25 protein-coding genes and 1 tRNA gene are annotated in these 25,909 nt (G+C 49.7%); 17 read left to right on the top strand and 9 right to left on the bottom strand.

The window, feature by feature from the left end; genetic code table 11:
* Window positions 1–38 precede the first annotated feature (38 nt).
* Complete coding sequence (mtfA, locus tag PGR79_RS04055; RefSeq protein WP_183269054.1) at window positions 39–839, bottom strand: DgsA anti-repressor MtfA; 801 nt, start codon at window positions 837–839, stop codon at window positions 39–41.
* Between the two features lie 90 nt (window positions 840–929).
* On the opposite strand from mtfA, the gene PGR79_RS04050 reads away from it, so the two are divergent.
* Window positions 930–1,019: transfer RNA gene (locus tag PGR79_RS04050), tRNA-Ser, on the top strand.
* A 586-nt stretch (window positions 1,020–1,605) separates the two neighbouring features.
* Here the strand turns inward: PGR79_RS04050 and PGR79_RS04045 are convergent.
* Both PGR79_RS04045 and ompC read right to left on the bottom strand, forming a co-directional pair.
* Window positions 1,606–3,354: a hypothetical protein gene (locus PGR79_RS04045; protein ID WP_430921098.1), complete on the bottom strand. Its 1,749-nt coding sequence runs from the start codon at window positions 3,352–3,354 to the stop codon at window positions 1,606–1,608.
* 913 nt (window positions 3,355–4,267) lie between these two features.
* Entirely contained in the window at window positions 4,268–5,410 is a 1,143-nt protein-coding gene (gene ompC, locus PGR79_RS04040) for a porin OmpC (RefSeq protein WP_213794517.1), read from the bottom strand.
* A gap of 549 nt (window positions 5,411–5,959) precedes the next feature.
* Between ompC and drpB the strand changes: the two genes are divergently transcribed.
* The 4 genes from drpB to PGR79_RS04020 are packed head-to-tail and all read left to right on the top strand — an operon-like array spanning window position 5,960 to window position 8,927.
* Window positions 5,960–6,241: a cell division protein DrpB gene (drpB, locus tag PGR79_RS04035; protein WP_213316858.1), complete on the top strand. Its 282-nt coding sequence runs from the start codon at window positions 5,960–5,962 to the stop codon at window positions 6,239–6,241.
* Window positions 6,242–6,283: 42 nt separating this feature from the next.
* Complete coding sequence (locus tag PGR79_RS04030; RefSeq protein WP_087860508.1) at window positions 6,284–6,979, top strand: phosphohydrolase; 696 nt, start codon at window positions 6,284–6,286, stop codon at window positions 6,977–6,979.
* A gap of 57 nt (window positions 6,980–7,036) precedes the next feature.
* A complete protein-coding gene (locus PGR79_RS04025; RefSeq protein WP_430921096.1) occupies window positions 7,037–8,461 on the top strand; it encodes a DNA cytosine methyltransferase in 1,425 nt (474 codons plus the stop codon).
* A complete protein-coding gene (locus tag PGR79_RS04020) occupies window positions 8,442–8,927 on the top strand; it encodes a very short patch repair endonuclease (protein WP_087860510.1) in 486 nt (161 codons plus the stop codon). The genes PGR79_RS04025 and PGR79_RS04020 overlap by 20 nt, the downstream gene beginning before the upstream one ends.
* Here the strand turns inward: PGR79_RS04020 and yedA are convergent.
* The gene (gene yedA, locus PGR79_RS04015; RefSeq protein WP_113373549.1) at window positions 8,902–9,813 is read right to left on the bottom strand and encodes a drug/metabolite exporter YedA; all 912 of its coding nucleotides are present in this window, start codon (window positions 9,811–9,813) and stop codon (window positions 8,902–8,904) included. The two genes, PGR79_RS04020 and yedA, sit on opposite strands and share 26 nt — an antisense overlap.
* Before the next feature lie 183 nt (window positions 9,814–9,996).
* Between yedA and PGR79_RS04010 the strand changes: the two genes are divergently transcribed.
* The 3 genes from PGR79_RS04010 to dgcQ all read left to right on the top strand — a co-directional run bounded on the left by PGR79_RS04010 (window position 9,997) and on the right by dgcQ (window position 12,931).
* On the top strand, window positions 9,997–10,908 hold the full coding sequence (locus tag PGR79_RS04010) for a DUF808 domain-containing protein (RefSeq protein ID WP_430921094.1): 912 nt from the start codon (window positions 9,997–9,999) through the stop codon (window positions 10,906–10,908).
* 76 nt (window positions 10,909–10,984) lie between these two features.
* The gene (locus tag PGR79_RS04005; protein WP_045390229.1) at window positions 10,985–11,164 is read left to right on the top strand and encodes a YodC family protein; all 180 of its coding nucleotides are present in this window, start codon (window positions 10,985–10,987) and stop codon (window positions 11,162–11,164) included.
* 99 nt (window positions 11,165–11,263) lie between these two features.
* Window positions 11,264–12,931, top strand: a complete 1,668-nt coding sequence (gene dgcQ, locus PGR79_RS04000; RefSeq protein ID WP_430921092.1) for a cellulose biosynthesis regulator diguanylate cyclase DgcQ — start codon at window positions 11,264–11,266, stop codon at window positions 12,929–12,931.
* Between the two features lie 326 nt (window positions 12,932–13,257).
* On the opposite strand, the gene yodD is transcribed toward dgcQ, so the two are convergent.
* On the bottom strand, window positions 13,258–13,485 hold the full coding sequence (yodD, locus tag PGR79_RS03995; RefSeq protein ID WP_045390235.1) for a YodD family peroxide/acid resistance protein: 228 nt from the start codon (window positions 13,483–13,485) through the stop codon (window positions 13,258–13,260).
* A 134-nt stretch (window positions 13,486–13,619) separates the two neighbouring features.
* Here yodD and dsrB point away from each other — a divergent pair, with 134 nt between their 5' ends.
* Window positions 13,620–13,808: a protein DsrB gene (gene dsrB, locus PGR79_RS03990; RefSeq protein ID WP_015365898.1), complete on the top strand. Its 189-nt coding sequence runs from the start codon at window positions 13,620–13,622 to the stop codon at window positions 13,806–13,808.
* A gap of 42 nt (window positions 13,809–13,850) precedes the next feature.
* Here dsrB and rcsA read toward each other — a convergent pair whose 3' ends face one another.
* Window positions 13,851–14,483, bottom strand: coding sequence for a transcriptional regulator RcsA (gene rcsA / locus PGR79_RS03985; RefSeq protein WP_087860515.1), 633 nt, complete (start codon window positions 14,481–14,483; stop codon window positions 13,851–13,853).
* A gap of 455 nt (window positions 14,484–14,938) precedes the next feature.
* Between rcsA and yedD the strand changes: the two genes are divergently transcribed.
* Entirely contained in the window at window positions 14,939–15,358 is a 420-nt protein-coding gene (gene yedD / locus PGR79_RS03980) for a lipoprotein YedD (protein WP_162750162.1), read from the top strand.
* A 38-nt stretch (window positions 15,359–15,396) separates the two neighbouring features.
* On the opposite strand, the gene amyA is transcribed toward yedD, so the two are convergent.
* Window positions 15,397–16,884 (bottom strand): alpha-amylase, encoded by a 1,488-nt coding sequence (amyA, locus tag PGR79_RS03975; RefSeq protein ID WP_087860517.1) that lies wholly within the window; start codon window positions 16,882–16,884, stop codon window positions 15,397–15,399.
* Between the two features lie 201 nt (window positions 16,885–17,085).
* Between amyA and tcyJ the strand changes: the two genes are divergently transcribed.
* The 4 genes from tcyJ (at window position 17,086) to tcyN (ending at window position 20,399) form a co-directional block, all read left to right on the top strand.
* On the top strand, window positions 17,086–17,886 hold the full coding sequence (tcyJ, locus tag PGR79_RS03970; protein WP_045376245.1) for a cystine ABC transporter substrate-binding protein: 801 nt from the start codon (window positions 17,086–17,088) through the stop codon (window positions 17,884–17,886).
* Between the two features lie 94 nt (window positions 17,887–17,980).
* Window positions 17,981–18,967, top strand: coding sequence for a D-cysteine desulfhydrase (dcyD, locus tag PGR79_RS03965; RefSeq protein WP_087860518.1), 987 nt, complete (start codon window positions 17,981–17,983; stop codon window positions 18,965–18,967).
* 14 nt (window positions 18,968–18,981) lie between these two features.
* Window positions 18,982–19,650, top strand: coding sequence for a cystine ABC transporter permease (tcyL, locus tag PGR79_RS03960; RefSeq protein ID WP_015705981.1), 669 nt, complete (start codon window positions 18,982–18,984; stop codon window positions 19,648–19,650).
* Entirely contained in the window at window positions 19,647–20,399 is a 753-nt protein-coding gene (gene tcyN / locus PGR79_RS03955) for an L-cystine ABC transporter ATP-binding protein TcyN (RefSeq protein ID WP_113373554.1), read from the top strand. The genes tcyL and tcyN overlap by 4 nt, the downstream gene beginning before the upstream one ends.
* Before the next feature lie 3 nt (window positions 20,400–20,402).
* Here the strand turns inward: tcyN and PGR79_RS03950 are convergent, their stop codons facing one another.
* Window positions 20,403–21,761, bottom strand: coding sequence for a CoA transferase (locus PGR79_RS03950; protein WP_113373555.1), 1,359 nt, complete (start codon window positions 21,759–21,761; stop codon window positions 20,403–20,405).
* A gap of 145 nt (window positions 21,762–21,906) precedes the next feature.
* Here PGR79_RS03950 and sdiA point away from each other — a divergent pair, with 145 nt between their 5' ends.
* A complete protein-coding gene (gene sdiA, locus PGR79_RS03945; RefSeq protein ID WP_087860520.1) occupies window positions 21,907–22,629 on the top strand; it encodes a transcriptional regulator SdiA in 723 nt (240 codons plus the stop codon).
* 68 nt (window positions 22,630–22,697) lie between these two features.
* Here the strand turns inward: sdiA and PGR79_RS03940 are convergent, their stop codons facing one another.
* The gene (locus PGR79_RS03940) at window positions 22,698–22,922 is read right to left on the bottom strand and encodes a DUF2594 family protein (protein ID WP_015365908.1); all 225 of its coding nucleotides are present in this window, start codon (window positions 22,920–22,922) and stop codon (window positions 22,698–22,700) included.
* A 465-nt stretch (window positions 22,923–23,387) separates the two neighbouring features.
* Between PGR79_RS03940 and uvrY the strand changes: the two genes are divergently transcribed.
* Both uvrY and uvrC read left to right on the top strand, forming a co-directional pair.
* Window positions 23,388–24,044 carry a UvrY/SirA/GacA family response regulator transcription factor gene (uvrY, locus tag PGR79_RS03935; protein WP_087860521.1) on the top strand — a complete coding sequence of 219 codons (657 nt, stop codon included), beginning with the start codon at window positions 23,388–23,390 and terminating at the stop codon, window positions 24,042–24,044.
* On the top strand, window positions 24,041–25,873 hold the full coding sequence (gene uvrC, locus PGR79_RS03930) for an excinuclease ABC subunit UvrC (protein ID WP_087860522.1): 1,833 nt from the start codon (window positions 24,041–24,043) through the stop codon (window positions 25,871–25,873). The genes uvrY and uvrC overlap by 4 nt, the downstream gene beginning before the upstream one ends.
* The last annotated feature ends 36 nt before the right edge of the window (window positions 25,874–25,909 follow it).

The raw sequence follows: 25,909 nt of genomic DNA, 5'->3' as shown, positions 1-25,909 counted from the left end.
GCTGATTCAATTGGCGAAATTTAGTTCAAAGCGTGTTTTTAATGAACAACCCGCACGTCGTCTTCATCCAGCAGATCGTTTTGCCGTAAACGTTGTAGCGGATCCTGACGATAGAACTGGCAGAACCGCTGCCATAGCGCCGGGAAACGGGGGGCGAATAGCTCTGGGGCGCTAAAGAAATATTCAGATAGCACCGCAAAGCACTCTGCCGGGTCGGTTGCCGCATAGGCATCAATGCTGGCGGCGCTTTCGCCGACCAAATCGATCTCATCCTGAATGTTGTTCATCGCCGCATGTAGATCGTGCTCCCAACCAGCGACTTCACGCAAGGGAATGAAAGGAACCCCGCTGGCGCGATCGCCGTTACGCGAATCCAGCTTGTGCGCGACCTCATGCACGATCAGGTTAAAACCGGAGGCATCGAAAGAGTCCTGGATATCTAACCAGTTAAGGATAATGGGACCTTGCTGCCAGCTTTGGCCGGACTGGACAACGCGTTGATTATGCACCAGGCCGATGTCATCTTCCCATTCGTCATCAACGACAAAGGGGGCAGGGTAGATCAAGACTTCATGGAAGCCATCTAACCATTCAAGGCCGAGCTCAAGTACCGGCAGGCAAAAGAGTAGTGCGATACGCGCGCTGTGTAGTGGGGTTAACTCAAATCCCTGTAACGGCACCAGACGTTTTTGTTGTAAAAAACGAGCTGCCATTTGGCACAGCTGCTGCTGTTCCTGTTGAGTGAGGTTTGCTAAAACCGGAATGGCAACCGCTTGTTGCCACGGGATTTCGCCATTACCTGTCTGTTCTTCTGCTTTCCACGGCCATTTAAACATCATATCGCTCGCAAAGTCGTCACTTGAACTCAATTTAAGGGACTGGAGCTATTAAAATGCCAAAGAACCTGGCATTATAGCAACCTCAACAGCGGAGAGATGCCGGAGCGGCTGAACGGACCGGTCTCGAAAACCGGAGTAGGGGCAACTCTACCGGGGGTTCAAATCCCCCTCTCTCCGCCACTATTCAATCACTTACGCCAATTCCCTTCAACGACATCCATCACACTTGGTATACTGTTGGTATATTCCGTTGCTATATTTTTATCAATAATCATCTTCTGAATCCTCGATAATTGCTACACCGGGTGTGGGCGAAACGTTGCCTATCTTTGCTCGAACTTTCCTGTTATGAAATGCCTTTCGCTTTCAAGGTTATTTTGAGTTTACGCCCTAACCATTCAATAGCACCTCCGTGATCCTTTTCACGGCAACCCTAAGAGGCTTCAGTATGGGGAGCAGGTTTGCCGGCAGGCACATGAAAGAGTGTGGTCAGTAGCCCACCTACCGGTATAGAGGTGGTGATGATGAACACATTTCGTCCCGAATCGCCTTGAGAGGCAGTTTACAGTAGCAAAGCTCCATCTGGAGTGGTACGGTGATAATAGTTCTGCAAAAAGTTATTCACGGAATTTACTGTCGTAAATAGACGATCTTGATAAGTCAGTGTGACGGAATGAATGGACTAACATAAAAAGTTGCAGGTTATCGAAGCTTCAATCCCTGCAACTACAAAATTACCTGATGTATCGATAGCCAGTAAGAAAATTTATTGACGAATAAGTATACTCCTCCAGAATTCTTCTGTTGTGAGCTTGTTAGTCACTTCTGAGTATTTTTTTCTCTGTGTTCTCGATGCAAGGATTATCTTTAAGGTATTAAACAATATCTCAATAAAACCTGATGCCTGCTGTTTTTTTGATGCCTCAGCAATATAGCCTGTTTTATTGCCGCGGTCGTAATAAAAAACCTTTTTGTACCTGAAAATCTGTCTCAGTGACACGCCTGATGTCTTTTCCTGATAAATGATTTTGTTTTTTGAAGGCGCCAGAAATCCATTTAACGTAATAATTCTGAAAAGTCGCCGTGATTTTGTTTCGAAATTACACTTAAACTCTACGCTGTTATCTGGAGGAGATATCGGTTTCATTTTTTCATTAAAAGTTATAGCATTTAATGCTTCACGAACATCCTTCATGTCTGCATTATTTTTCCAAAAGTCAGGATCGCCATAGACATGTTTGAAAGCTAAATTGATGGCGGCTGCACTACCATATTGATGAGCAAGCAGGCTTTTCAGATGAAAGGAAATATATGTGCCAATTATGTCTTTAACTGGTCGGCCAAAAAATAACATATTTACAAGATGATTGCGCGTATCAAGGTAGGCCGTCAACGGTGAGGTCTTAGAAGAGAAATCTTCCTCCGCATAACAAGCAATGCCATTTGTTGTTAATATATCAAAGTCGTTCATCATGCCGAATAAGATATCATCACCGCGAACAAAAAAAGGAAATGCAAAACTCTTGACGTGATTTATCGGGAATGCAAAGAACCACCACGCGCCATAGTTAGGAAATTGCATGAGGGTTTCTGTTTTTACCAAGGGTTCCACATCATTTAACCGCCACCCTGAGTAAATTGGATGACATACCCTATCAAAAAATGCACCTTTTTCAACTAAAGCATCGGGGCGCACACCGGTAAATAATGAACCAGAAACCGCAGCGTTGTCGTTTAATGCATAACTCAGTACAGAGTATGTCTTTTTGATGCATTCGGCTTCGCAACTTGCATCATCATCCATGAATAATGTGTGGGTGAAATCACCTTCATCAATGTAATGAAGTAGACCTCTCATAAATCCACCCGCACCACCAGTATTCTTATTGGGAATAACCCTAATCCCATTAGCCTCGCGAGCCGTTATATTCTTTGAGTTATCAATAACGGTAAAGTCAATGAGTCCGCGATAGTCATCATTTTCTAGTATTTCTCGCTTTATTCTCATCATTGAGGGGATGACATATTTTTTTCTGTCAAAATGTGTTATTGATATTCCGAGCTTTACTTTTCTGCGGGGAGATTGATTGGTAAACCATTCGCCGCTATTAAGGGAGACAATCCCATTTATCGGAGTTATTTCTATATATATAATGCCGCGATTGAGAGTGTCAGCCAAATCCAGAGTGAATATTTCTTGAGACAGGCTATTCAGCGACACGGTTGCTGATGCCAGTTCATATCTTGACATTTCTTCTGTAATAAGCAAGGCGCTGATTTTTGCTAAGCCAGTGCCTGATGCATTGAATGCAAGATCGTGTATTCCGCATTTTTCTTTCCAGAGAATAGTGGAAAAACCATTGTAATAGGTATCAAAAGAAATTTTCCCTCCGGGAAATACGGTAATAATATTTTCCGAAAATGAAAAAAGGCTCCCTCTGATGTACATGCTTTCAGATGCACCAAACCTGGCGTTTGGCATAACCAACCGCTGTAAGCATTTTGCTGTTTCCATTATTCCTCTTTTTATTATTTAATGCCTGGTGAAATTTAATAGGATGGTTGACAACTAACCGAGATTATTATTGGCAAAGCTGCCCGTGGCTATCGCAACCAAATGGCATACCTGAACAATATTATTGACCATCCGTATTAGTCGCTAGTGATATCGCAATTTTAAGAGAAAACGAATCCCATAACTTTCTTCGCTTGCCATGGGATTTTACATGGCATAGCCCTTATCCATGTTAGTTTGAGACGTTTTCCTGCATCGCGGCTGAAATTTAATGTCTCTTGTCATACATGTATTTGCTAACTTTAGAACAACAATCATCACAGAGACGATCCTTCTCAGCCATTAACCTTTCGAAAAACCTAAGCTTCTTACCGCAGCGCATGCAGTATTTACATTTAAATAATTTCACTGTGTAACTATACCAATTTGTTGTTTTTTCAATCAATGCATTTCAGACAGCTAAACCTGCTGTAGTCATGCTCTCATAAGGGTTTTTACGTGTTGTGAAGCGACACGACAAAGCTCCTCACGCTATAAGCTAGCTCGGTTATTACCTGTTTAAGAGTCACAAAATGTCCTTCCCTGTGAAGGGGATATTTTAAAGGCGTATTTTTCATGTGGATAATTGTTATGACAGATCGATTTTGTTAAATCGATCGGTTAAAACGATCGTTTTTGTAAGGGTATTCCGTTCTGGTACTGGAGTGGGGGGGAGATGTAGGGAGTGTAAGAGAGAGGGTCACCCGGCAACCGGAGGGCAAATATCCTGCCTTCTGTGCCAGAGTATTATTGAGCCATTCCCATGACAAAAGTTTGAATTACTTCAGTGGATTGATATATGCCGACGCCGCGAAAAGCCGATCGTTAAAACGAAAAAAGCCTGCACGTGGCAGGCTTTGATAATGAGGGGATATTAGAACTGGTAGACCAGGCCCAGCGCGACTACGTCATCTGTCGCAATGCCGTTGGCGCGGTAGAAGTAGTCGTCTTCGTCCAGCAGGTTGATTTTGTAATCAACGTAGGTAGACATGTTTTTGTTGAAGTAGTAAGTCATACCCACATCAACGTATTTAACCAGGTCTTTGTCGCCGCTGTTGTACAGGTCTTTACCTTTAGACTGCAGATAAGCGACAGATGGACGCAGCGGTAAATCGAAATCGTCGAACTGATACTGGGCAACAACTTCGAAGTTCTGAGTCTTGTTGGCAATACCGCCGCCAAGATAGCTGGTGGATTTACCGAAGGAAGTCATGTTGCGGGTTTCCGCGTACATTGCGGCCAGGTAGATGTTGTTAGCATCGTATTTCGCGCCCACGGTCCAGGCATCGGCTTTATCGCCGCCGGCGTAAGCGCTGTTGGCCGCTGCGGCCACCTGATTGTTGGTACGGTCTGAAGAAGCATATGCCGCGCCGAAGCTGATGCCCATGCCGAGATCGTAGGAAGAGGAGATACCGAAACCGTCGCCATTTTCACGCGCCAGTTTACGACCACCGCCGTTATTGGTGCCTTCGCCGGAGCCAGCGTTTTCGTTATTACCCTGATACTGCAGGGCAAAGCTCAGGCCATCAACCAGGCCGAAGAAATCGCTGTTACGATAGGTCGCCACGCCGTTGGTACGGCCAAGCATGAAGACGTCAGTTTGGGTGTAGCTGTCGCCGCCGAATTCCGGCAGTACGTCGGTCCACGCTTCGACATCATAGATAACGCCGTAGTTACGGCCGTAGTCCAGAGAACCGTAGTCAGCAAATTTCAGACCCGCGAAGCCCAGACGGGTCCAGGAGTTAGCGCCTTCACCTTCAGTGGTGTTAGCCTGAATGTTGTATTCCCACTGGCCGTAGCCGGTCAGCTGATCGTTGATCTGCGTTTCGCCTTTCACGCCTAAACGCGCGTAGGTTTGGTCGCCATCTTCAGAAGCGTCGTCGGAGAAATAGTGCAGACCGTCAACTTTTCCGTAGAGGTCAAGCTTGTTGCCGTTTTTGTTATAAATTTCCGCAGAGTGCGCCGCGCCTGCTGCTAATAACGCTGGCAGCATAATAGCCAATACTTTTCTTTTCATTATGTATTCCCTTTAATCATAATTAATATGAATTGTCTAATTCCCTGTGGAATGACGAATTGATACTAGCCGCTTAAGTTCATTTTTAATTAAATAAAAAATGTAATAAAAGTATATTAAAATATTTCAAAATATTTATTTTATATTCAATATATGTATTTTCTATTCTTTGGGTAATGTATATTCCCGTGGTTTATCGATGTTTTATTTTGATTTTTAATGTCAGTCGGTTTTTAATTCCCGGCAATAATGTTATCTACGCTGTAAATGACATAACAATATCATCGCTTATAATGTGATAAGTTATATTATTAAATAATTTGTTTGATAATGAATATCGTTGGATTTCATCAAATCGTCTTATTTAAAAGCATGGCGATATCCGTAGTATATAAAGGTGCTGACCCTAACCAACATTCGTGGATGGCAAAACACGCCCGGCACCATACTCATGCTTCCAGATAAGCACGATAATTGTATAATGTGATGTACGTCACAGATGTGTGGTTGGCGATGATGCGCTGTGGTTGATATAGGGAGAAGGATTTAATGGACGCTAAAGCGAAACGGGGCCCCGGTGGAAAGCTGGCGTTATGGGCTTTTTACGCCTTTTGCGGTTACTTTGTGTGGGCGATGGTACGGTACTGGTGGATAGTGGGGCGCATTCAAAGCGTCCCCGGCGTCAGCATTGATGGCGAATTGGGGTCAACGGCGGGCAAATGGATTGGCGCGCTGCTGGGTTTTTTGGTGCTGGGAGGAGTGGGGGCAATCCTTGGGGCGATAGCCTGGTATACGCGTCCCCCTATTCAGGTACATGAACAGCGCGATTAAAGTTGCTATGCTCGAGGCTAGTCCAGGCATCAGGAAACGCTCATGTTATTAGCTGAATGGCAACAACGATTTGAAAACTGGTTAAATACGCATCATGCGCAGGAGGATGCGGCTCATGACATTTCGCACTTTCGCCGCGTCTGGAGTACCGCGCAGCAGCTGGTCGGCGATAGCGGCGCTGACGAGTTGGTTATCCTGACGGCCTGCTACTTTCACGATATTGTCAGCCTGGCTAAAAACCATCCTCAGCGTCATAACTCTTCGCGGATGGCGGCAGAGAAAACGCGGTCTATCCTGCAAAGCGCTTTCCCCGACTTTCCCGCCGACCGTTATCCTGCAGTTATGCATGCTATTGAAGCGCATAGCTTTAGTGCGGCTATATTACCGCAAAGCGTAGAGGCGAAAATTGTCCAGGATGCGGACCGACTGGAAGCGCTGGGGGCGATTGGTCTGGCTCGTGTTTTTGCCGTTTCCGGCGCGCTAAACACTATCTTGTTTGATGCTGACGATCCCTTTGCTGACCAGCGCGATCTTGATGACAAGAAATTTGCCCTCGACCATTTTCAGTGTAAATTGCTACGCCTGCCTGAGACCATGCAAACGGAGCAGGGGAGAGCGCTGGCGGTGCATAATGCCCAATTTCTGGTGCAATTTATGGCCAAGCTGGGCGCCGAACTGCGTGGCGACCCGTTGTCATTGGATGAAGCGGTTTTGCGCCGCTTTGCGCCTGCGGTTTAAATCCGTTGCGACTATTTGTGGTACTCTCTGCAAAAATTGTCCGTGCTGGTTGAGGTTATGCCGCAAAAATTATCCAAAGAAAATCTCCTGTCTGAGCCGTCAGGGGAACACGCGCAGGCGTTATTGCGCCAGCTGATGACGATCTATGATGTCAAAACCCTGGTCGCGCAGCTGCTAGCGGTTGGCGATCAGCACTGGAGCCCGGCGATACTCAAACGGGTGGCGACGGTGAGTCATGCGGCAAGCAGGTTAACGAACGCGGAGTGCGCTTCTCTGGCGAGCCTGTTACCGTCTCCGCCGCGCCATCATCCAGACTATACGTTTCGTTTTATCGATCTCTTCGCCGGCATTGGCGGTATTCGCCACGGCTTTGAAGCTATTGGCGGGCAGTGCGTATTTACCAGCGAGTGGAATAAACACGCTGTACGTACCTATAAAGCTAACTGGTATTGCGATCCGCTGCAGCACAGCTTTAACGCCGATATCCGAGAAATTACCCTCAGCCAGCGCACCGATATCAGTGATGAAGAGGCGGCGAAGTCTATCCGCGAGGCGATCCCGCAACATGATGTACTGCTCGCGGGCTTCCCCTGCCAGCCCTTTTCCCTGGCCGGGGTATCAAAGAAGAATGCCATGGGGCGCGCCCATGGTTTTGCCTGTGAAACTCAGGGAACACTTTTTTTTGATGTTGTCAGAATTATTGCCGCCCGTCGTCCGCCGATCTTCGTGCTGGAAAACGTCAAGAATCTGAAGAGCCACGATAAAGGCAGAACCTTTCGCATTATCATGCAGACGCTGGATGAGCTTGGTTATGAGGTGGCGGATGCCAATCATGTAGGCGCCGATGACCCCAAGGTTATCGATGGGCGTCATTTCTTACCCCAGCACCGTGAGCGTATTGTGCTGGTGGGTTTTCGTCGCGATTTACAATTGCATGAAGGATTTACGCTGCGCGATATCACCAGTTTGTATCCGCCGCAGCGGCCAACCTTCGGCGAGTTATTGGATCCCACCGTCGATGCTAAATTCATTCTGACGCCGGTTCTGTGGAAGTATCTCTATCGTTACGCGCGTAAACATCAGGCGCGTGGCAACGGTTTCGGTTACGGTCTGGTCGACCCGACCAATCCAGGCAGCGTCGCGCGAACGCTATCTGCGCGCTACTACAAAGATGGCGCTGAGATCCTGGTCGATCGCGGTTGGGATAAACCATTGGGCGAAAAGCATTTTGACGATCCACAAAATCAACTACGCCGCCCGCGGCGTTTAACACCGCGCGAGTGCGCAAGATTGATGGGCTTCGAAGCACCGGGAGAACACCGTTTTCGTATTCCTGTTTCCGATACTCAGGCCTATCGCCAATTCGGTAATTCGGTGGTAGTCCCGGTGTTTGCCGCGGTAGCAAAACTGCTGGCGCCGCGGATTGCCGAAGCGGTAAAACTGCGCGTTGCCGGAGACAGCGATGGCGGACGTTCACGATAAGGCCACTCGTAGTAAAAATATGCGCGCTATCGCAACCCGCGATACGGCAATTGAGAAGCGGTTGGCGGCGCTGCTAACGCAGGCTGGATTCACTTTTCGCGTTCAGGAAGCATCGCTACCCGGGCGGCCTGATTTTCTGCTGCCTGACTACCGCTGCGTTATCTTTACCCATGGCTGCTTTTGGCACCATCATCACTGTTATCTGTTCAAAGTACCGGCGACCCGTACCGATTTCTGGCTGAAAAAGATTGGCGCTAACGTGCGGCGCGATCGCCGCGACCTGGCGATGTTGATAGAACAAGGCTGGCGGGTGCTTATTGTCTGGGAGTGCGCGCTCCGCGGGCGGCAGAAATTAAGCGATGAGGCCTTACGCGATCGTCTGGAGGAGTGGATCTGCGGCGGTGGAAATTGCGCGCAGATCGACACTCAGGGCATCGGTTTTATCGATCCGATTGACAAGGAGTAACGGTTGAGCGGGCAGGGAAGAGATATTTACCTAGCGTCACTAATACGACGGCGAAAATAATCACCGCCAGCGCCAGCCACTCGATCATGGAGAGGCTTTCACCGCCAAACCCGGTCCCCAATAGCACGGCGACCACCGGGTTGACATAGGCATAGCTGGTAGCAACCGCCGGCGTCACGTTACGTATCAGATACATATAGGCGTTAATGGCGATAAGCGAGCCAAAAATGGCCAGATAAGCAACGGCCAAAATACCGGACCAGGACGGCATTTGAGTGAGCTTCTCCCCTGAGAACCATGATGCCGCGGAAAGCACAATCCCTGCCGCCAGCATTTCAATCGCGCCAGCCATCATCCCGGTTGGTAATTCAATACGCGAGCCGTAAACCGAGCCAAACGCCCAGCTCAGGGAACCAATCAGAATCAGCAATGCTCCCCAGGGGTTGCCGCTGAGATTGCCGCCGCTATTGAGCATCACAATTCCCGCCAGGCCAATCGCGATACCGAACCATTCCAGCTTGCGCGTGACAATGCCAAAAAAACGGCTGAAGCAGAGCGTAAATAGCGGGACGGTGGCGACCATCACCGCGGCGATACCTGATGGTACATGCTGATGTTCTGCAAGAGTAACGAAGCCATTGCCGACGGCAAGCAACAGGATGCCTATCAGCGCCGCATTAAGTAGCGGTCGCCGGGCCGGGAGTTTATGACCGGTGGCCAGTAAATAGATAAGCAACACGCCGCCGGCAGAGAGAAAGCGGATCCCGGCCATCATCAACGGCGGCCAGCTGGCGACGCCAATAGCGATAGCAAAATAGGTTGACCCCCAAATGATATACAGCGCAAACAGCGCGCCGATAAGGGGTAACAGCTGACGGGTAGACATACTTCCTCGCGACGAAAAGAGATAGAAAGGGAACATATAGTTAACGTGAAAACTAACGTGCTGGCGAGCGCTTTCAATGTGATTTTTTTGTTATATTTTTGTTGACTAATGACATCTCTGGGCGAGAGGGCGCTTTTGCCTCATACTCTATGTTTCATAAACAGAAATTGAAGGAAGCACATTTTGGCGGGAAGTAGTCTTTTAACCTTATTGGACGATATTGCCACGCTGCTGGATGATATCTCCGTCATGGGAAAACTAGCGGCTAAGAAAACGGCGGGCGTACTGGGCGATGATCTTTCTCTCAACGCGCAGCAGGCTACTGGCGTAAGGGCTAACCGCGAGCTCCCGGTGGTGTGGGGGGTAGCAAAAGGCTCGTTTCTGAATAAAGTGATTCTGGTGCCGCTGGCGTTACTTATCAGCGCATTTATTCCCTGGGCTATTACGCCGCTATTGATGCTGGGCGGCGCTTTTCTCTGCTTTGAAGGCTTTGAAAAAGTGCTGCATAACCTGCATGCGCGCAAGAATAAGGAAGACCCGAAACTGCGCCAGCAGCGCCTGGAAACGCTCGCCGCCCAGGACCCGCTGGCCTTTGAACGCGATAAAGTAAAAGGGGCGATCCGTACCGATTTTATCTTATCAGCTGAAATCGTCGCGATAACCTTGGGTATTGTAGCTGATGCGCCCTTGCTTAATCAGATCCTGATTTTATCCGGTATCGCCATTCTTGTGACCGTTGGGGTTTACGGTCTGGTAGGCGTCATTGTCAAGCTGGATGACATGGGCTATTGGCTGGTAGAGAAAAAAAGCGTACTGGCGCAGGGGGTAGGAAAAGCCCTCCTGGCCATCGCGCCGCGGTTGATGAAAATTCTGACTTTCGTCGGTACCCTGGCGATGTTTTTGGTTGGCGGCGGTATTGCGGTTCACGGCGTAGCGCCGCTGCATCATTTCATCGAAAATCTTGCCCATGGACTGAGTGGAATGTTGGCATCCACATTGCCTGTGGTCGCTAATCTGGTGCTAGGATTTATTATTGGCGCTATCGTTTTTGGCGTTGTTAAAGCTATAGCCGCATTACGCGGTAACGCGAAATAAATCCCTGCGTCGGTTACGCAAGATGGGCCGGCGTCGTCTAAGGTGAAACTGTTTCTTCCTGATACCGGAGGCAAAAATGGTCTTGTTGGTCAGTGATGAAGTCAGACGGAAAAGCGGCGGGCCGCGAATGGTCGTCACCGGCATTGCCGGCGACATGGTCGAGTGCCGGTGGTATGACGGTCACGTCGTACAGCGTGAAGCCTTCCGTGAAGATGAGTTGGTCCGCGGCGAAGGGCAACGTTCGCAGCATAATTAGATGTGCAGCGCCCGCTGGTGCGGGCGCTTTTAATATTGATTACGTTCGGACAAGGAGCGTTGATGTTGTTGGTTTCTTTGACCGTACTGCGAGTGAATAATGGATAAGCCGCTGTGGCTAAAAAAGTTCCGTCGCCTCTTCAATCCGGGGCGTGTGGTCAATATCTGTTTCATCGTGGTGCTGTTCTTTTCAACGTTACTCATCTGGCGAGAGATCCGGGTACTGGAAGAAGCGTACGTCGCCAACCAACGTAATAATCTTGAGAACGTGGCCCATGAAATGGATGGGCTGTTGCAATTTAATCTCAACCGGCTGCTCTTTTTTCGCAACAGTATGCAATCGGCGCTGGAGAATCCGCTGGATTTCGCCATTCTGCGCCGGGCCGAGCAGGAGTACATCAGTAAACGGCACGATCCCATCTGGTCAGTCGAGCTAAACAACCGGCGTACTCTGACGGTATACGGAGTCTCCGATTCTTTTGTCGACGCTGATGACCTGTTGTCGCGTAACAATCCGCAGGCCAGCAATGAATTGATGGCTACCCTTGAGCTTGGCTATCTTCTGCGATTGACCAACAATAACCGAATCTTCAGCGAGCGCATGTCCTACGTTTCTCGTAGCGGTTTCTACACCACCACCGATGCTCCGCGCAGCTCCAGCCAGGTGCTGGCGCAGTTTTCGCGAGATACGGGTTCAGCATGGTTTATGCGGCAAACCCAGCGTGATAATCCGGGGCGAGGGATCCTTTGGCAAACCACTCAACAGGAAGACGGATATACGCAACCGCAGGTGGTTACGGCCTCGATTCCCCTGGACTATGAGCACTACTGGCTGGGCGTGCTGGCGATGGATTTTTCCATCCGCGACCTGCAGAGTTTTCTCGTCAGTGCGGTAAAAGGAGGGCAAATGGGCGAGTATCAGCTGTATGACAAGCAGCTCAATTTGCTGGCCTCTTCGGCGCCGGATGATGTGCTGACGCCGCTCTCGCCCACGGAACAAGAAAAACTTCGCTATGCGTTGGCCAATGATAACCATGGCGGCATACGCCAGTTAACTCGCTATATCAGTTGGGAAAAGATCCGTAACTTTGACGGCGTACTTTTGCATATTCATACCCTTAAGGAGGGGGTGCGTGGTGATTTCGGGACCATTTCCATCGCCCTGACCCTGATGTGGTTAATGTTTACCCTCATGCTGATCGTGTCCTGGCTGGTTATCCGCCGCATGGTCATCAATATGAGCGTGTTGCAGGCGTCGCTTGAATGGCAGGCCTGGCATGATGCATTAACACGGCTGTTAAATCGCGGTGCCCTGTTTGAGCGAGCGATTGCGGCGGCACGAAGCTGCTGGCGGAATAATCAACCCATATCCGTCATTCAGCTGGATCTGGATTATTTTAAAGGTATTAATGATAAACACGGACACCAGGCCGGGGACCGTGTTCTGACCCTGGTGGGAAGCACCATTATGGGGCAGATTCGCGAGGAGGATATTGCCGGACGCGTTGGCGGGGAAGAGTTCTGTATCGTTTTACCCAATACGCAACTGTCGCAAGCGCGCGCGATTGCTGAGCGTATTCGTCTGCGTATCCATAGCCGGGAGATATTGCTGCACAACAGCGTTAGTTTACGGATCAGCGCCTCATTGGGGGTCAGTAGTAGTGAGACATCAGATGAGTTTAACTTTGAGGAGCTGCAGTCGATTGCCGATCATCGTTTGTATCTGGCAAAGCAGAATGGACGCAACCGGGTATGTTCGGTCGGATAGACTTTGGTAAGGTGAGAACGCTCACCTTGTCTACGGCGTTGATGTTCTTCGGTATAGGAAAATTCTTAAAAAATGCACCGCTTCGCCGCACCGTTCGTAACAGAACGATAAGGGGGAGGCCTTGTCACGCCTGGGCTATTAAATTGGTTGTACATATAAGCCGCATTTCTCAATAATTCTCATCATCAATACTTCTTGTCATGCAAAATAATTGAGGATAATGTCTTCCATGCATCGGATTTCCCGGTGTAACGAATTTTCAAGTGCTTCTTGCATTAGCAAGTTTGATCCCGACTCCTGCGAGTCGGGATTTTTTTCACCTATGCTTAGCGATTGGCTTCAGTAACGCTAAAGTCATGAATATCAAGCTCAAAAGCTTCAGCCAGCTCGCGCCAGGTGTGTTCGTTACGACCATCGATACTGACATGGTGCGGATCATCTTCGCTACGATGCACTTCGCTTTCGCTTATCTCATTGATCGCCGCCAGTAGGGCATCGACATTAACGTCAATCCCGTCTGTATTCGTCACACCGCGGTCTTTAGCGGATTTCATCATCACTACCTCGCTCGGCTCTGATAGGGCCTCTTTAAGTATAGACGGTCTATAAAAACGGCAGTCACGCTGGCTGAACGCTGCGTGATGACGGGTTTTGTTCTACACTGGCTCAAAACGAGAGGAGGCGAGTTATGCAGGTAAACGATCGTGTCACGGTAAAGACCGACGGTGGCCCACGTCGTTCGGGGGTAGTACTGGCAATTGAGTCGTTTAGTGAAGGAACCATGTATCTTGTTGCGCTTGAAGACTATCCGCTTGGGATCTGGTTTTTCAACGAAGTGGGGCACCCGGACGGCATTTTTGTTGAGAAAGCTGAGTAGGTCCACAGGCAGAAACTGGCGGGTATCGCCGCCAGTTTGCTATCAGCGCATATTGACGTAAATCCCGGAAGTAATGTTTTCAGCCAACCGAACAATATGGTAAATCACCTGTTTATTATGCGTCTGGATTTTTTTCTTAATATTACCTTTATGTGACGACACGGTTTTTGCTTTGATATTCATCTGTCTTGAAATATGTGAGGTCGCGTGTCCGGCCATCCACATCTGCAGCATATTCGATTCTGCCTGACTGAGCGATAAAGTAGGAATGCGGGTGCGTAACTGGTTTAGATGATTGGCGGTATCGGTTTGCAGACAATTACCCAGAATGTTATCAAGGTCTTTCGGTGTTAGCGATTTTGAACTGATAAGTAGATTCTTGCGCACAAGTAAGTAGTGGTCAAAATGGATGTTTGCCAAAGACATAAAAATAACAAATAAGGTATCAGGGTTGGTGGTAATGATGTCGCGGATAAGTTGATTGCTCTCATCGTGATGTATAAAACAGTCCTCGTTGAGAAACACAACCGCCGGACGCAGTGATTCGCAGCGCTCCTTCAAACTAAGTGCGCTACGCACCTCAATGATATCGCGCTTCTTTATTCCCCGGCTTGCCAGATATCCGGTTAAACCTAGCCGGGTATAGCTGCACAAATCCATGATAATCGTTGACATGACCCATCCTCAATCAACACGTAACGATAATTCATCTGGCGCCTGGCCGTGTGATGAAGTCCATTTTTATAACGCCTGACTTTATGCGGAAAGCATTAGCCAGACTAAACTATTCGCTAATAATACTCATAATTTGCCAGGAATATTCTTAAAGTAAAGCCATGAAAAAAGAATAAACAGTTCCTGACAGTAATAATGCCCGGCGCTGGGCCATGGCGTCGCCACGATTTCAATTTATTTTCGGATTATCCTTATGGGGCGACCGCCAATTAAATTGGTGCTGTCTGTATTTTATTCAAAAAATGTATTTTTCATTCATGTTTAATACGGCTAATAATAATCGATAAGCGTAAATGCTGAGATTAGCGGCGAGCCTAAGCAACCTGGGTATCGCGTAGGGGTGGCGGCCTTAACGCTTTAATGCCACAATACTTTTTTATCGGTTTGTGGGATGGATGATGAAAAAGATTGTTATGGCTGGCGCGTTGCTTGCTTTGTCCGGATGCGCACAGGTTGATTCCTATCAGGCAGTGGTTAAAGCGCCAGCGCCTGCAGGATTGGAAGGGTTCTGGCAATCGAAGGGCCCGCAAAGCGCGATGGTTAGCCCTGAGGCGATAGCGACGTTGATCGTCACCAAAGACGGGGATACCCTCGATTGCCGTCAGTGGCAACGGGTGATTGCTGAACCGGGAAAATTAATGAACCGCGACGATCAGGTTTATAATGTGACCAGCAGCCTTGATATTTATCCTATTGAACGTAATGGAAACACGCTGGAATACGATCGAATGACGTTGACCCGCGTCGAACGCTTAACGCCGGAGTGCGAACAGGCCTGGAAAAAGAATCAGGCGGCGAGTAAAACCGCACAGTAATCTATTTTGACGGGCCGGCGAAAGCCGGCCCGTTTGCTTTACAGTACCTCTTCAATGACCCACACGCTGACGCTGCCGGCATTACAGGTAAATACGGCATTGCCCTCGTCATCGGTTTCAATTATCTCCTGGCGATTATTAAGAAAATCCGTCCAGCGTTTATTGGCGTAATTTTCGCCAAGCGGGAGCGTTTTCTCGCCGTCATCGCCGTTAGATAGCACCACTACGCAGCCAGGATGTTCATCGGTACCGCTGCGGCTGAAGGCAATACAGTTAGGATGATCGAACCACAGAGTTTGTACGCCGTGAGCAAAACGCTGACGTGCGTCGATGAGTTCATGAAGTTGCTCGATAACCGGCATTTCGATGGCGTAAGTCTGGCCATCTCCGCCGGTATCTTCATAACTTGCGCCGAACAGATCGGCGTAAAATACCGAGGGAACCCCGTTTTCACGCAGTAAAATCAGCGCATAGGCTAGCGGCTTAAACCAGGCTTCGACCGGCGCTTCCAGCGCCTGAAGCGGTTGGGTGTCATGATTCGTGACCAACGTAACCGCATGGAAGGGATCGGCTTCAACCAGCGTGCCGGTGAATATTTGACTCATGTCGTAATCGCGCCCCTGACGTGAGGCTTCGTGGAATTTCATCTGCAGCGGCGCATCGAACAGCAGGGTATTACCGTCAACAAGGTCGATATACTGCTGTAGTTTATCCACTTCGTGCGACCAGTATTCGGCAACAATAAAGAGTGGTTTTTCGCTGGAGCTCTGTACGTGCTCAATCCACTCTTTATAAAACCATGCCGGAATATGCTTGACGGCATCAAGGCGAAAACCATCGCAGCCAGTTTGTTCAATGACCCAGCGGGCCCAGTATTTTATCTCCTCGGTGACGGCATGGTTCCGGAAATCGATGTTTTCGCCCATGAGATAGTCGAAGTTGCCCATTTCATCGTCGACCTGATCGTTCCAGCCGTCGCCGGTGTAGTCATTAACCACTTTGAATACACCATCTTCATCGGGATTTTCAATATGGTCGATGCCGCTAAAACATTTATAGTCCCAGATGAATTGTGAATATTGTCCACCACGGGCCGGGAAGGTATAGCGAGTCCAGGCTTCACATTCGATGATCTCTTCCGCAATTTTTGTTCGATCCTGTTCATCAACGCGTTGTACGCGAATGCGCTCTTTCTCATCGGCACCCATCTTATGGTTTACGACGACATCAAGTAGGACGGCAATTTGATGCTCTTTAAGCGCATGTATCGCCGCTAACAACTGAGCCTTATCGCCATATTTGGTGGCAACCGATCCTTTCTGATCGAATTCACCAAGGTCGAAAAGATCGTAACTATCGTAGCCAACCGAATAACCGCCGGAAGCGCCCTTATAGGCTGGCGGCAACCAAATCATATTAATGCCGATTTCATTGAGATTTGGCGCAAGGGCTTCTACTTCCCGCCATAGCTCGCCACCTTCCGGGTAATACCAGTGAAAACATTGCAACAACGTGGGATTTTTCATCTTCCATGCTCCTGGCGTCATCAAGCTGACCTTTGCAGTATGGGAGATAACTGGCAAATATGAATAATTTCGTTGCTTTTTCGCTATACCCTAAATGGCTGCATATATAATAAATTGGCATAAGATGTAGCGGATAGATGTTGGTAGGCTGCTGCTAAACGCCTTACACTACAGGAAAATCTCATCATATTCGGGGTATCTATGAAATTAGCACTTCTGGGTCGCCAGGCGCTGATGGGCGCAATGGCCGTAGCATTGATGGCTGGTGTAAGCGTGAAAACCTTTGCCGCTGAAAATCTGCTTAATCAGGTCAAAGAGCGCGGCACGCTGCGCGTTGGCCTGGAAGGCACATACCCGCCGTTTAGTTATCAAGGCGATGATGGAAAATTGACCGGTTTTGAAGTTGAGTTTGCCAATGAACTGGCGAAACACATCGGTGTGAAAGCAGACCTCAAACCCACCAAATGGGACGGTATGCTGGCTTCTCTTGATTCTAAACGTATTGATGTGGTGATTAACCAGGTCACTATTTCCGACCAGCGTAAGAAAAAATACGACTTCTCCACCCCGTATACTATTTCTGGTATTCAGGCGCTGGTGAAGAAGGGTAACGAAGGCGTAATTAAAACCGCGGCGGACCTGAAAGGCAAAAAAGTCGGCGTTGGCCTGGGCACCAATTATGAAGAGTGGCTGCGCCAGAATGTACAGGGCGTTGATATTCGTACCTATGATGATGACCCGACAAAATACCAGGACCTGCGCGTAGGCCGTATTGACGCTATTTTGGTCGACCGCCTGGCAGCGTTGGATTTGGTGAAGAAAACCAACAATACCCTGGCTGTAACCGGTGAAGCATTCTCCCGTCAGGAATCCGGCGTGGCGCTGCGTAAAGGTAATGAAGATCTGCTGAAAGCGGTGGACACGGCCATCGCAGATATGCAGAAAGATGGCAGCCTGAAGGCGCTTTCAGAAAAATGGTTTGGTGCAGACGTCACTAAGTAACGTCTGCAGATGAAAAAAGGCGCTGATAATGGCGCCTTTTTTTATTTAGCGCGCAACTGCGTGCATAATAAGGATAACTGAGTCTGGAGGTGCCATGTCACTACAAAATTTAACGCGTTTCCCGCGCCTGGAATTTATTGGCGCGCCGACGCCACTGGAATATCTACCGCGCCTGTCCGATCATCTCGGGCGGGATATTTTTATTAAACGTGATGATGTGACTCCTATGGCGATGGGCGGTAATAAACTGCGCAAGCTGGAGTTTCTCGCCGCTGATGCGCTACGCGAAGGCGCTGATACGCTGATTACCGCAGGAGCCATACAGTCTAACCATGTGCGTCAGACGGCGGCCGTCGCCGCGAAACTGGGCCTGCACTGCGTCGCGCTGTTGGAAAATCCGATAGGCACTCGTGCTGAAAATTATCTGACCAACGGTAACCGCCTGTTGCTGGATTTGTTCAATACCCAAGTCGAAATGTGTGATGCGTTGACCGATCCTAATGCGCAGCTTGAAGAGCTGGCAACCCGGATTGAAGCGCAGGGATACCGTCCTTATGTCATTCCGGTCGGCGGTTCAAACGCCCTTGGCGCGCTGGGTTATGTCGAAAGTGCCCTCGAAATCGCCCAGCAATGCGAAGGGGCGGTGGAAATCTCGTCGGTAGTGGTCGCCTCCGGTAGCGCAGGCACCCACGCCGGGCTGGCGGTAGGCCTGGAACAGCTGATGCCGAACGCGGAATTAATTGGGGTGACCGTATCACGCAGCGTTGCCGACCAGTTACCTAAAGTGGTTGCGCTGCAGCAGGCCGTTGCTAACAGCCTTGAACTGCAGGCCAAAGCGGAAATTACTTTGTGGGATGATTATTTCGCGCCAGGCTACGGTACGCCCAATGAAGAAGGCATGGAAGCGGTCAAACTGCTGGCACAACTGGAAGGTATCCTGCTGGATCCGGTTTACACCGGAAAGGCCATGGCCGGGCTGATTGACGGCATTAATCAGAATCGCTTTAAGGATGAGGGGCCGATTCTGTTTATCCATACTGGCGGCGCGCCAGCGCTGTTTGCTTATCATCCGCACGTCTAATGTAGAAAAACAGAATGCAAGAAAGTATCCAACTGGTCATTGACTCCGCGCCTTATCTGTTAAAGGGCGCGGTTTTTACGTTACAGCTGAGCATCGGCGGCATGTTCTTCGGCCTGCTGCTGGGCTTTATCCTCGCATTGATGCGCATGTCGTCAATCTGGCCGGTCAGATGGCTGGCGCGGATGTATATCTCTATTTTCCGCGGAACCCCGCTGATTGCCCAACTGTTTATGATCTATTACGGCTTACCGCAGTTTGGCATTGAGCTGGACCCGATCCCGGCGGCGATGATTGGCCTGTCGTTGAATACCGCGGCCTATGCGGCGGAAACGCTGCGAGCGGCAATTGCCTCTATAGATAAAGGGCAGTGGGAAGCGGCAGCGAGTATTGGCATGACGCCGTGGCAGACTTTGCGGCGGGCTATTTTACCGCAGGCTGCCCGCGTGGCGCTGCCGCCGCTCTCTAACAGCTTTATTAGCCTTGTCAAAGATACTTCGCTGGCGGCGACGATTCAGGTACCGGAACTGTTCCGTCAGGCGCAGTTAATTACCTCGCGTACGCTGGAGGTCTTTACGATGTATCTGGCCGCCTCGCTTATCTATTGGGTGATGGCGACTGTGCTATCGACGTTGCAGAATTATTTTGAAAATCAGCTGAATCGCCAGGAGCGTGATCCAAAATGAGTGCGATTGAAGTCAAAAAACTGGTGAAGAAATTCCACGGGCAGACCGTGCTCCACGGTATCGATCTCGAGGTTCAGGAAGGGGAGGTGGTGGCGATTATCGGTCCGAGCGGATCCGGTAAGACCACGCTGTTGCGCAGCATTAATCTGCTTGAACACCCCGAAAGCGGTACCATTCGCGTGGGCGATGTGACAATCGATACTTCGCGTAGTATTAGCCAGCAAAAAGGGCTAATCCGACGTCTGCGTCAGCATGTTGGCTTTGTGTTCCAGAACTTCAATCTATTTCCACACCGTACGGTGCTGGAAAATATTATTGAAGGACCGGTTATCGTAAAAGGCGAAGATAAGAACGAGGCCATTTCTTTGGCGCGTCAGCTACTGGCAAAGGTGGGACTATCAGGAAAAGAGAATAGCTATCCGCGTCGTTTATCTGGCGGTCAGCAGCAGCGTGTGGCAATTGCCCGTGCGTTAGCAATGCGTCCGGACGTTATTCTTTTTGACGAGCCGACTTCTGCGTTGGATCCTGAGTTAGTGGGTGAAGTACTCAACACCATACGCCAGCTGGCGCAGGAAAAGCGGACTATGGTTATTGTTACCCATGAGATGAGTTTCGCTCGTGATGTCGCCGACCGCGCCATATTCATGGATCAGGGACGTATCGTCGAACAAGGTAAGGCCAGAGAGCTATTTGCTAACCCGCAGCAGCCGCGTACTCGTCAGTTCCTTGAGAAATTTTTAATGCAGTAAATTTTACCATTCTGGCGCGGCCGACCCTAACCGGCAGGGCGGTCGTGACCAGATAATTGGCGTACCTGCCAGGCGGATGGGGAATGTTAGCCGTTCAGCCAGACCGAATGTCGACCACTCCATCGCAGATTGAAAATCACGACGTTGCAGCGGCGCGAAAGGCATCTCATGTCGTGCGCCTTGCCACTCCATCAGGCTGGCGGCGACGCGAGCCAATGACAGCCGCGCATGATAACCTTTGCCGCTCTCTATGCGTTGCTCTATCCCTTTTAGTACTGCTGCAGCCATCAGATAGCCCGTCGCGTGGTCTAACGCCTGTACCGGAAGCGGGATGGGTTTATCCGCGTCGCGCCAGCGTTGACCGGCATGAGCGATACCACAGGCCATTTGTACCAGACTGTCGAAACCGCGTCGGTTTCTCCATGGCCCCTCCCATCCCCAGGCATTTAGTGAAACATCAACAATTCCCGGCGATAGTGCGGCTCGGGTATGACAATCAAGACCTAGCGCATCCAACGCATCAGCGCGGTAACCGTGAACAATGACGTCGGCTTGCGAGATTAACGTGATTAAACGTTGCTTATCGGTTTGTGTTTTTATATTCAATCGGGCGCAGCGCTTACCCAGCGTAATCTCTTCTTCGAGCGTTGATTCTTGCCAGTCGACAGGATCAATACGTAATACATCAGCGCCTAACCCTGCGAGAAAACGAGTTGCGACGGGGCCGGCAATAATCCGGGTTAAATCCAGTACCTTGATACCGAGCAAAGGACGTGAGGGGGGGAGGGACCAGGCAACCGACGGCCCCGGCGGTGAATCGGCTTCTATCAGCAGCGGTTGCCGACTGACGGCGATGCCCTGCGGGTGTGTTCGCCACTCTTCCGCGCTGCGCATCGCCGCCGCGCAACCGCCATTTTCCACCACCGCTTGTTCCAGCGCATGCGAGCGCCATTGACGAACTTGTTGAGCAAGTGTTTGTCGCGTCGCATGTTGTCCCAGAATCTGCGCCACGGCGAGTCTGTGATAGGGGGCATTCGTATGCAGTCGGATCCATCCATCTTCGGTTTGATAATCTCCCGCTAATGGATCCCAAAGCTGCTGTGCTGGACGATTATGCGGCTTGGCGCTGGCTGAAAACCAATATGACGCCAGCCGGCGATCCACTATGGGCGTGGCGGATGTTGAACATAAGCGGGCAAGGTAAGCGGCGGCGATCCCCATAGAGGCGGCAGCAAAATCACTGACTGCAAAGCAAGAAGATAAAGCCCCTGGGCGGCGGAAATCGATTGGCGGGACAGCGCTTGCGCTAAAGTCTTGCCACATCCGGGAAAAGAGCTGCATAGACGAGGACGGCGAGAGCATATTTTCCTCCTGAGTTCGATAAATAATCGTCATCGAAAATCGAATAATGCGATGGCTACGTTATTTTATACATATAAATAAGATTTATGTGTTAGTTTTATGTATTTATAATAATGATTATCAATCAGGGGTTATTTGGTAGGTTATGAGGGACATTGATTTTTTCAGCTGGCGGCGGGAAATGCTGCAACAATTCCAGTCAACTCATGATGGGGATTCGGTTTATAACCTGCTCCAGCAGCAAACAGAGGCTCTGGAATACGACTACTACGCACTCTGTGTGCGCCATCCGGTGCCTTTTACGCGCCCGAGACTCACGCTGCAATCAACTTATCCTCAGGCCTGGATGTCTCATTATCAGGCAGAGAATTATTTTGCTGTTGATCCCGTATTGCGCAGAGAAAATTTTCTTCGTGGGCATTTACCGTGGAATGACCAGCTCTTTTGTGATACGCCGGAATTATGGAACGGCGCGCGCGATCATGGTTTAAATAAAGGTGTGACGCAGTGTCTTACCTTACCAAATCATGCGCTGGGATTCTTATCGGTTTCTGCAAAAAATACGCAACCGGGTCCTTATCAGGAGGACGAATTAGAATTACGCCTGAGAACGCTCACCGAACTTAGCCTGCTGGCGTTGCTGCGCCTGGAGGATGAGATGGTAATGCCGCCGGAGATGAAGTTTAGCCGGCGCGAGCTGGAGATTCTCAAATGGACCGCGGAAGGGAAAACTTCGGCCGAGGTGGCGATGATATTGTCTATTTCAGAAAATACGGTCAATTTTCATCAGAAGAATATGCAGCGCAAATTTAACGCGCCCAACAAAACGCAAATCGCCTGTTATGCCGTCGCAACAGGATTAATTTGAGCGAATCATTCGTTCTGCGTGTCAGACGTGAAACCGGCTGTCAGTGATAACTTTCAGCCGGTCCTTTCTTACTGACGGTAAGCTTGTTTAATTTGCTTAACGGTGCTGGAGAATACGGCAGCCTGAGCCTCATCTTCCATCTGCGCGATTTGTTTTTCCATTTTAATAATCACGCGGCCTGCGTCCGCCTGGCCCATAGCCTGAAGCATTAGCGTCAGTAGCGCTTTCAGGCAGGAGACTTCCTGCGCCAGTTGCTGATTATTTTCTGCAGTGGAAAAATCTGGTGTGCTCATCGATATCCTCGTTTGCTATCGGCGCTGTTGCGCAATACTAAATGTTAAGGCGGCGCAGTATACCACAAGCAGTAGAAAAAAAAGGAGCGTGTGATTTATGTTCCTGGCTTCGGGCGCTGAGCGGTTAAATTTACTGAATAATATCTGTTCATCTTAACGGTCGTCGTTAATTTTTGCCGCGGTTTTTGGGATAAGTTAATTATTGTTACATCCTTCGAAACGTATTTATCTGCGGGCTGTTCTGTTGCTTTTTTTGCTCCTTCTGTAGGGCGAATGTTAAAAAAGAAACATAATCCAACTATATGTTCTGTATAGGTTTCCACCTGGTGTGGAGACAAATTGCCATAAATGGGAGAGAAATCTTCTCCAGGACACTTTTTGGGCTTTTAAAGTTACGATAAAACCCGGTAATATATGTGAGATAAACTATCAGTAGCGTTATCCCTAATTCTGGAGATTATTCCTTTGATCAACGTACTTCTTGTTGATGACCACGAACTAGTGCGCGCAGGGATACGACGCATTCTGGAAGATATAAAAGGGATTAAAGTTGTCGGTGAGGCCTGCTGCGGCGAGGATGCCGTGAAGTGGTGCCGTGCGAATCCTGTGGACGTGGTCCTGATGGATATGAACATGCCGGGTATCGGGGGGCTTGAAGCAACGCGTAAAATTGCGCGCGCTATTGTCGATACCAAAGTGATCATGTTGACCGTACATACTGAGAATCCGCTGCCTGCGAAGGTCATGCAAGCTGGCGCCGCCGGTTACTTAAGTAAAGGCGCAGCCCCGCAGGAAGTGGTCAATGCGATTCGTTGCGTTGCTTCGGGTCAGCGTTACATCGCTTCCGACATCGCCCAACAGATGGCGCTCAGTCAAATTGAACCGGAAAAAACGGAATCGCCGTTTGCCAGTTTGTCTGAACGCGAATTGCAGATTATGCTGATGATCACCAAGGGCCAAAAGGTCAATGAGATCTCAGAACAGTTAAACCTGAGTCCCAAGACGGTGAATAGCTATCGTTACCGAATGTTCAGTAAACTAAACATTCATGGTGACGTGGAGCTAACTCACCTGGCAATTCGCCATGGCCTGTGCAATGCGGAGTCGTTAGCAAGTCAGTGAGTGATGTTTTTGACGCAAAAGCTTTCCTCAAGACGGTTACCAGCCAACCGGGCGTTTATCGTATGTATGATGCCGGCGGTACCGTCATTTATGTTGGTAAAGCTAAAGACCTGAAAAAGCGGCTTAGCAGCTATTTTCGCAGCAACCTGGCTTCGCGTAAAACCGAGGCTCTGGTGGCGCTGATCGCGCAAATTGACGTAACCGTTACCCATACCGAAACGGAAGCGTTATTGCTTGAGCATAACTACATCAAGCTATATCAACCACGTTACAACGTGCTGCTGCGCGACGACAAATCTTATCCTTTTATTTTTCTCAGCGGCGACACCCATCCGCGACTGGCGATGCACCGCGGTGCTAAACACGCCAAAGGCGAATATTTTGGTCCGTTCCCTAACGGTTATGCAGTTCGCGAAACGCTCGCGCTGTTGCAAAAAATCTTCCCCATTCGCCAGTGTGAAAACAGCGTCTATCGCAACCGTTCGCGTCCTTGTCTGCAATATCAAATCGGTCGTTGTTTAGGGCCGTGCGTCGCCGGGCTGGTGAGTGAAGAAGAGTATGAGCAGCAGGTAGAATACGTAAGGCTGTTTCTCGCGGGCAAAGACGACCAGGTATTGACGCAACTGATTTCCCGGATGGAAAAGGCCAGCCAGGCGCTGGAATTTGAAGAAGCCGCCCGTATTCGCGATCAGATCCAGGCGGTACGCCGGGTGACTGAGAAACAGTTCGTTTCCAATACCGGCGACGATCTGGATGTTATCGGCGTGGCTTTTGATGCCGGAATGGCCTGCGTGCATGTGCTGTTTATTCGCCAGGGCAAGGTGCTTGGTAGCCGCAGTTATTTCCCGAAAGTTCCGGGTGGTACCGAGTTGGGTGAGGTCGTGGAAACCTTCGTGGGGCAGTTCTACCTGCAGGGCAGCCAGATGCGAACCTTACCGGGGGAAATTTTACTCGATTTCAACCTGGGCGATAAAACCCTGCTTGCCGATTCGCTTTCCGAACTGGCCGGTCGTCGGGTGAATGTGCAGACCAAACCCCGCGGCGATCGCGCGCGCTATTTGAAACTGGCGCGCACCAACGCCGCCGTCGCGCTGACCACCAGGCTTTCACAGCAATCAACGGTCAGCCAGCGTTTGCAGGCGTTGGCAACGTTGCTGAAACTGCCAGCTGTAAAGCGGATGGAGTGTTTTGATATCAGCCACACCATGGGGGAGCAAACCGTCGCTTCCTGTGTGGTGTTCGATAGCAATGGTCCGCTGCGGGCAGAATACCGCCGCTACAATATTACCGGTATTACCCCTGGTGATGATTACGCGGCAATGAATCAGGTGTTACGCCGCCGCTACGGTAAAGCTATAGAAGAGAACAAAATCCCTGACGTTATCCTGATCGACGGTGGTAAAGGCCAGCTTGGCCAGGCCAAAGCCGTTTTTGCCGAACTGGACGTACCGTGGGATAAAAATCATCCTCTGCTACTGGGGGTGGCGAAGGGGAGCGATCGTAAAGCCGGGTTGGAGACCTTATTCTTTGAACCAGAAGGCGAGGGCTTTAGTCTGCCGCCGGATTCTCCTGCTTTACATGTTATCCAGCACATTCGCGATGAATCGCACGATCATGCTATCTCAGGGCACCGTAAAAAACGGGCGAAAGTGAAAAGTACCAGTACTCTTGAGACGATTGAAGGCGTTGGCCCGAAACGCCGACAGATGTTGTTGAAGTATATGGGCGGTCTGCAGGGTTTGCAGAAGGCCAGTGTAGAAGAAATTGCGCAAGTACCGGGTATATCTCACGGACTGGCAGAAAAGATCTTCTACTCGTTGAAACATTAGGGGCTCTGTAGCACCATAGGGCTAATTTACACTTAC

It is taken from the genome of Klebsiella sp. 141161 (assembly GCF_050600815.1).
Taxonomy (GTDB): domain Bacteria; phylum Pseudomonadota; class Gammaproteobacteria; order Enterobacterales; family Enterobacteriaceae; genus Klebsiella; species Klebsiella aerogenes.
The sequence above is the reverse complement of the archived record's forward strand: the minus strand, read 5'-3'. Positions and strand labels throughout refer to the sequence as shown.

Bases quoted from the DNA above. Each gene is read 5' to 3' on its own strand.
- dsrB (WP_015365898.1), top strand. From the start codon at position 13,620: ATGCAGGTAAACGATCGTGTCACGGTAAAGACCGACGGTGGCCCACGT.
- PGR79_RS04025 (WP_430921096.1), top strand. From the start codon at position 7,037: ATGCCGCAAAAATTATCCAAAGAAAATCTCCTGTCTGAGCCGTCAGGG.
- sdiA (WP_087860520.1), top strand. From the start codon at position 21,907: ATGAGGGACATTGATTTTTTCAGCTGGCGGCGGGAAATGCTGCAACAA.
- PGR79_RS03950 (WP_113373555.1), bottom strand. From the start codon at position 21,761: ATGCTCTCGCCGTCCTCGTCTATGCAGCTCTTTTCCCGGATGTGGCAA.
- ompC (WP_213794517.1), bottom strand. From the start codon at position 5,410: ATGAAAAGAAAAGTATTGGCTATTATGCTGCCAGCGTTATTAGCAGCA.
- amyA (WP_087860517.1), bottom strand. From the start codon at position 16,884: ATGAAAAATCCCACGTTGTTGCAATGTTTTCACTGGTATTACCCGGAA.
- yedD (WP_162750162.1), top strand. From the start codon at position 14,939: ATGATGAAAAAGATTGTTATGGCTGGCGCGTTGCTTGCTTTGTCCGGA.
- dcyD (WP_087860518.1), top strand. From the start codon at position 17,981: ATGTCACTACAAAATTTAACGCGTTTCCCGCGCCTGGAATTTATTGGC.
- PGR79_RS04045 (WP_430921098.1), bottom strand. From the start codon at position 3,354: ATGGAAACAGCAAAATGCTTACAGCGGTTGGTTATGCCAAACGCCAGG.
- tcyN (WP_113373554.1), top strand. From the start codon at position 19,647: ATGAGTGCGATTGAAGTCAAAAAACTGGTGAAGAAATTCCACGGGCAG.
- PGR79_RS04005 (WP_045390229.1), top strand. From the start codon at position 10,985: ATGGTCTTGTTGGTCAGTGATGAAGTCAGACGGAAAAGCGGCGGGCCG.
- drpB (WP_213316858.1), top strand. From the start codon at position 5,960: ATGGACGCTAAAGCGAAACGGGGCCCCGGTGGAAAGCTGGCGTTATGG.
- mtfA (WP_183269054.1), bottom strand. From the start codon at position 839: ATGATGTTTAAATGGCCGTGGAAAGCAGAAGAACAGACAGGTAATGGC.
- tcyL (WP_015705981.1), top strand. From the start codon at position 18,982: ATGCAAGAAAGTATCCAACTGGTCATTGACTCCGCGCCTTATCTGTTA.
- PGR79_RS04020 (WP_087860510.1), top strand. From the start codon at position 8,442: ATGGCGGACGTTCACGATAAGGCCACTCGTAGTAAAAATATGCGCGCT.
- tcyJ (WP_045376245.1), top strand. From the start codon at position 17,086: ATGAAATTAGCACTTCTGGGTCGCCAGGCGCTGATGGGCGCAATGGCC.
- dgcQ (WP_430921092.1), top strand. From the start codon at position 11,264: ATGGATAAGCCGCTGTGGCTAAAAAAGTTCCGTCGCCTCTTCAATCCG.
- rcsA (WP_087860515.1), bottom strand. From the start codon at position 14,483: ATGTCAACGATTATCATGGATTTGTGCAGCTATACCCGGCTAGGTTTA.
- PGR79_RS03940 (WP_015365908.1), bottom strand. From the start codon at position 22,922: ATGAGCACACCAGATTTTTCCACTGCAGAAAATAATCAGCAACTGGCG.
- PGR79_RS04030 (WP_087860508.1), top strand. From the start codon at position 6,284: ATGTTATTAGCTGAATGGCAACAACGATTTGAAAACTGGTTAAATACG.
- yedA (WP_113373549.1), bottom strand. From the start codon at position 9,813: ATGTCTACCCGTCAGCTGTTACCCCTTATCGGCGCGCTGTTTGCGCTG.
- yodD (WP_045390235.1), bottom strand. From the start codon at position 13,485: ATGAAATCCGCTAAAGACCGCGGTGTGACGAATACAGACGGGATTGAC.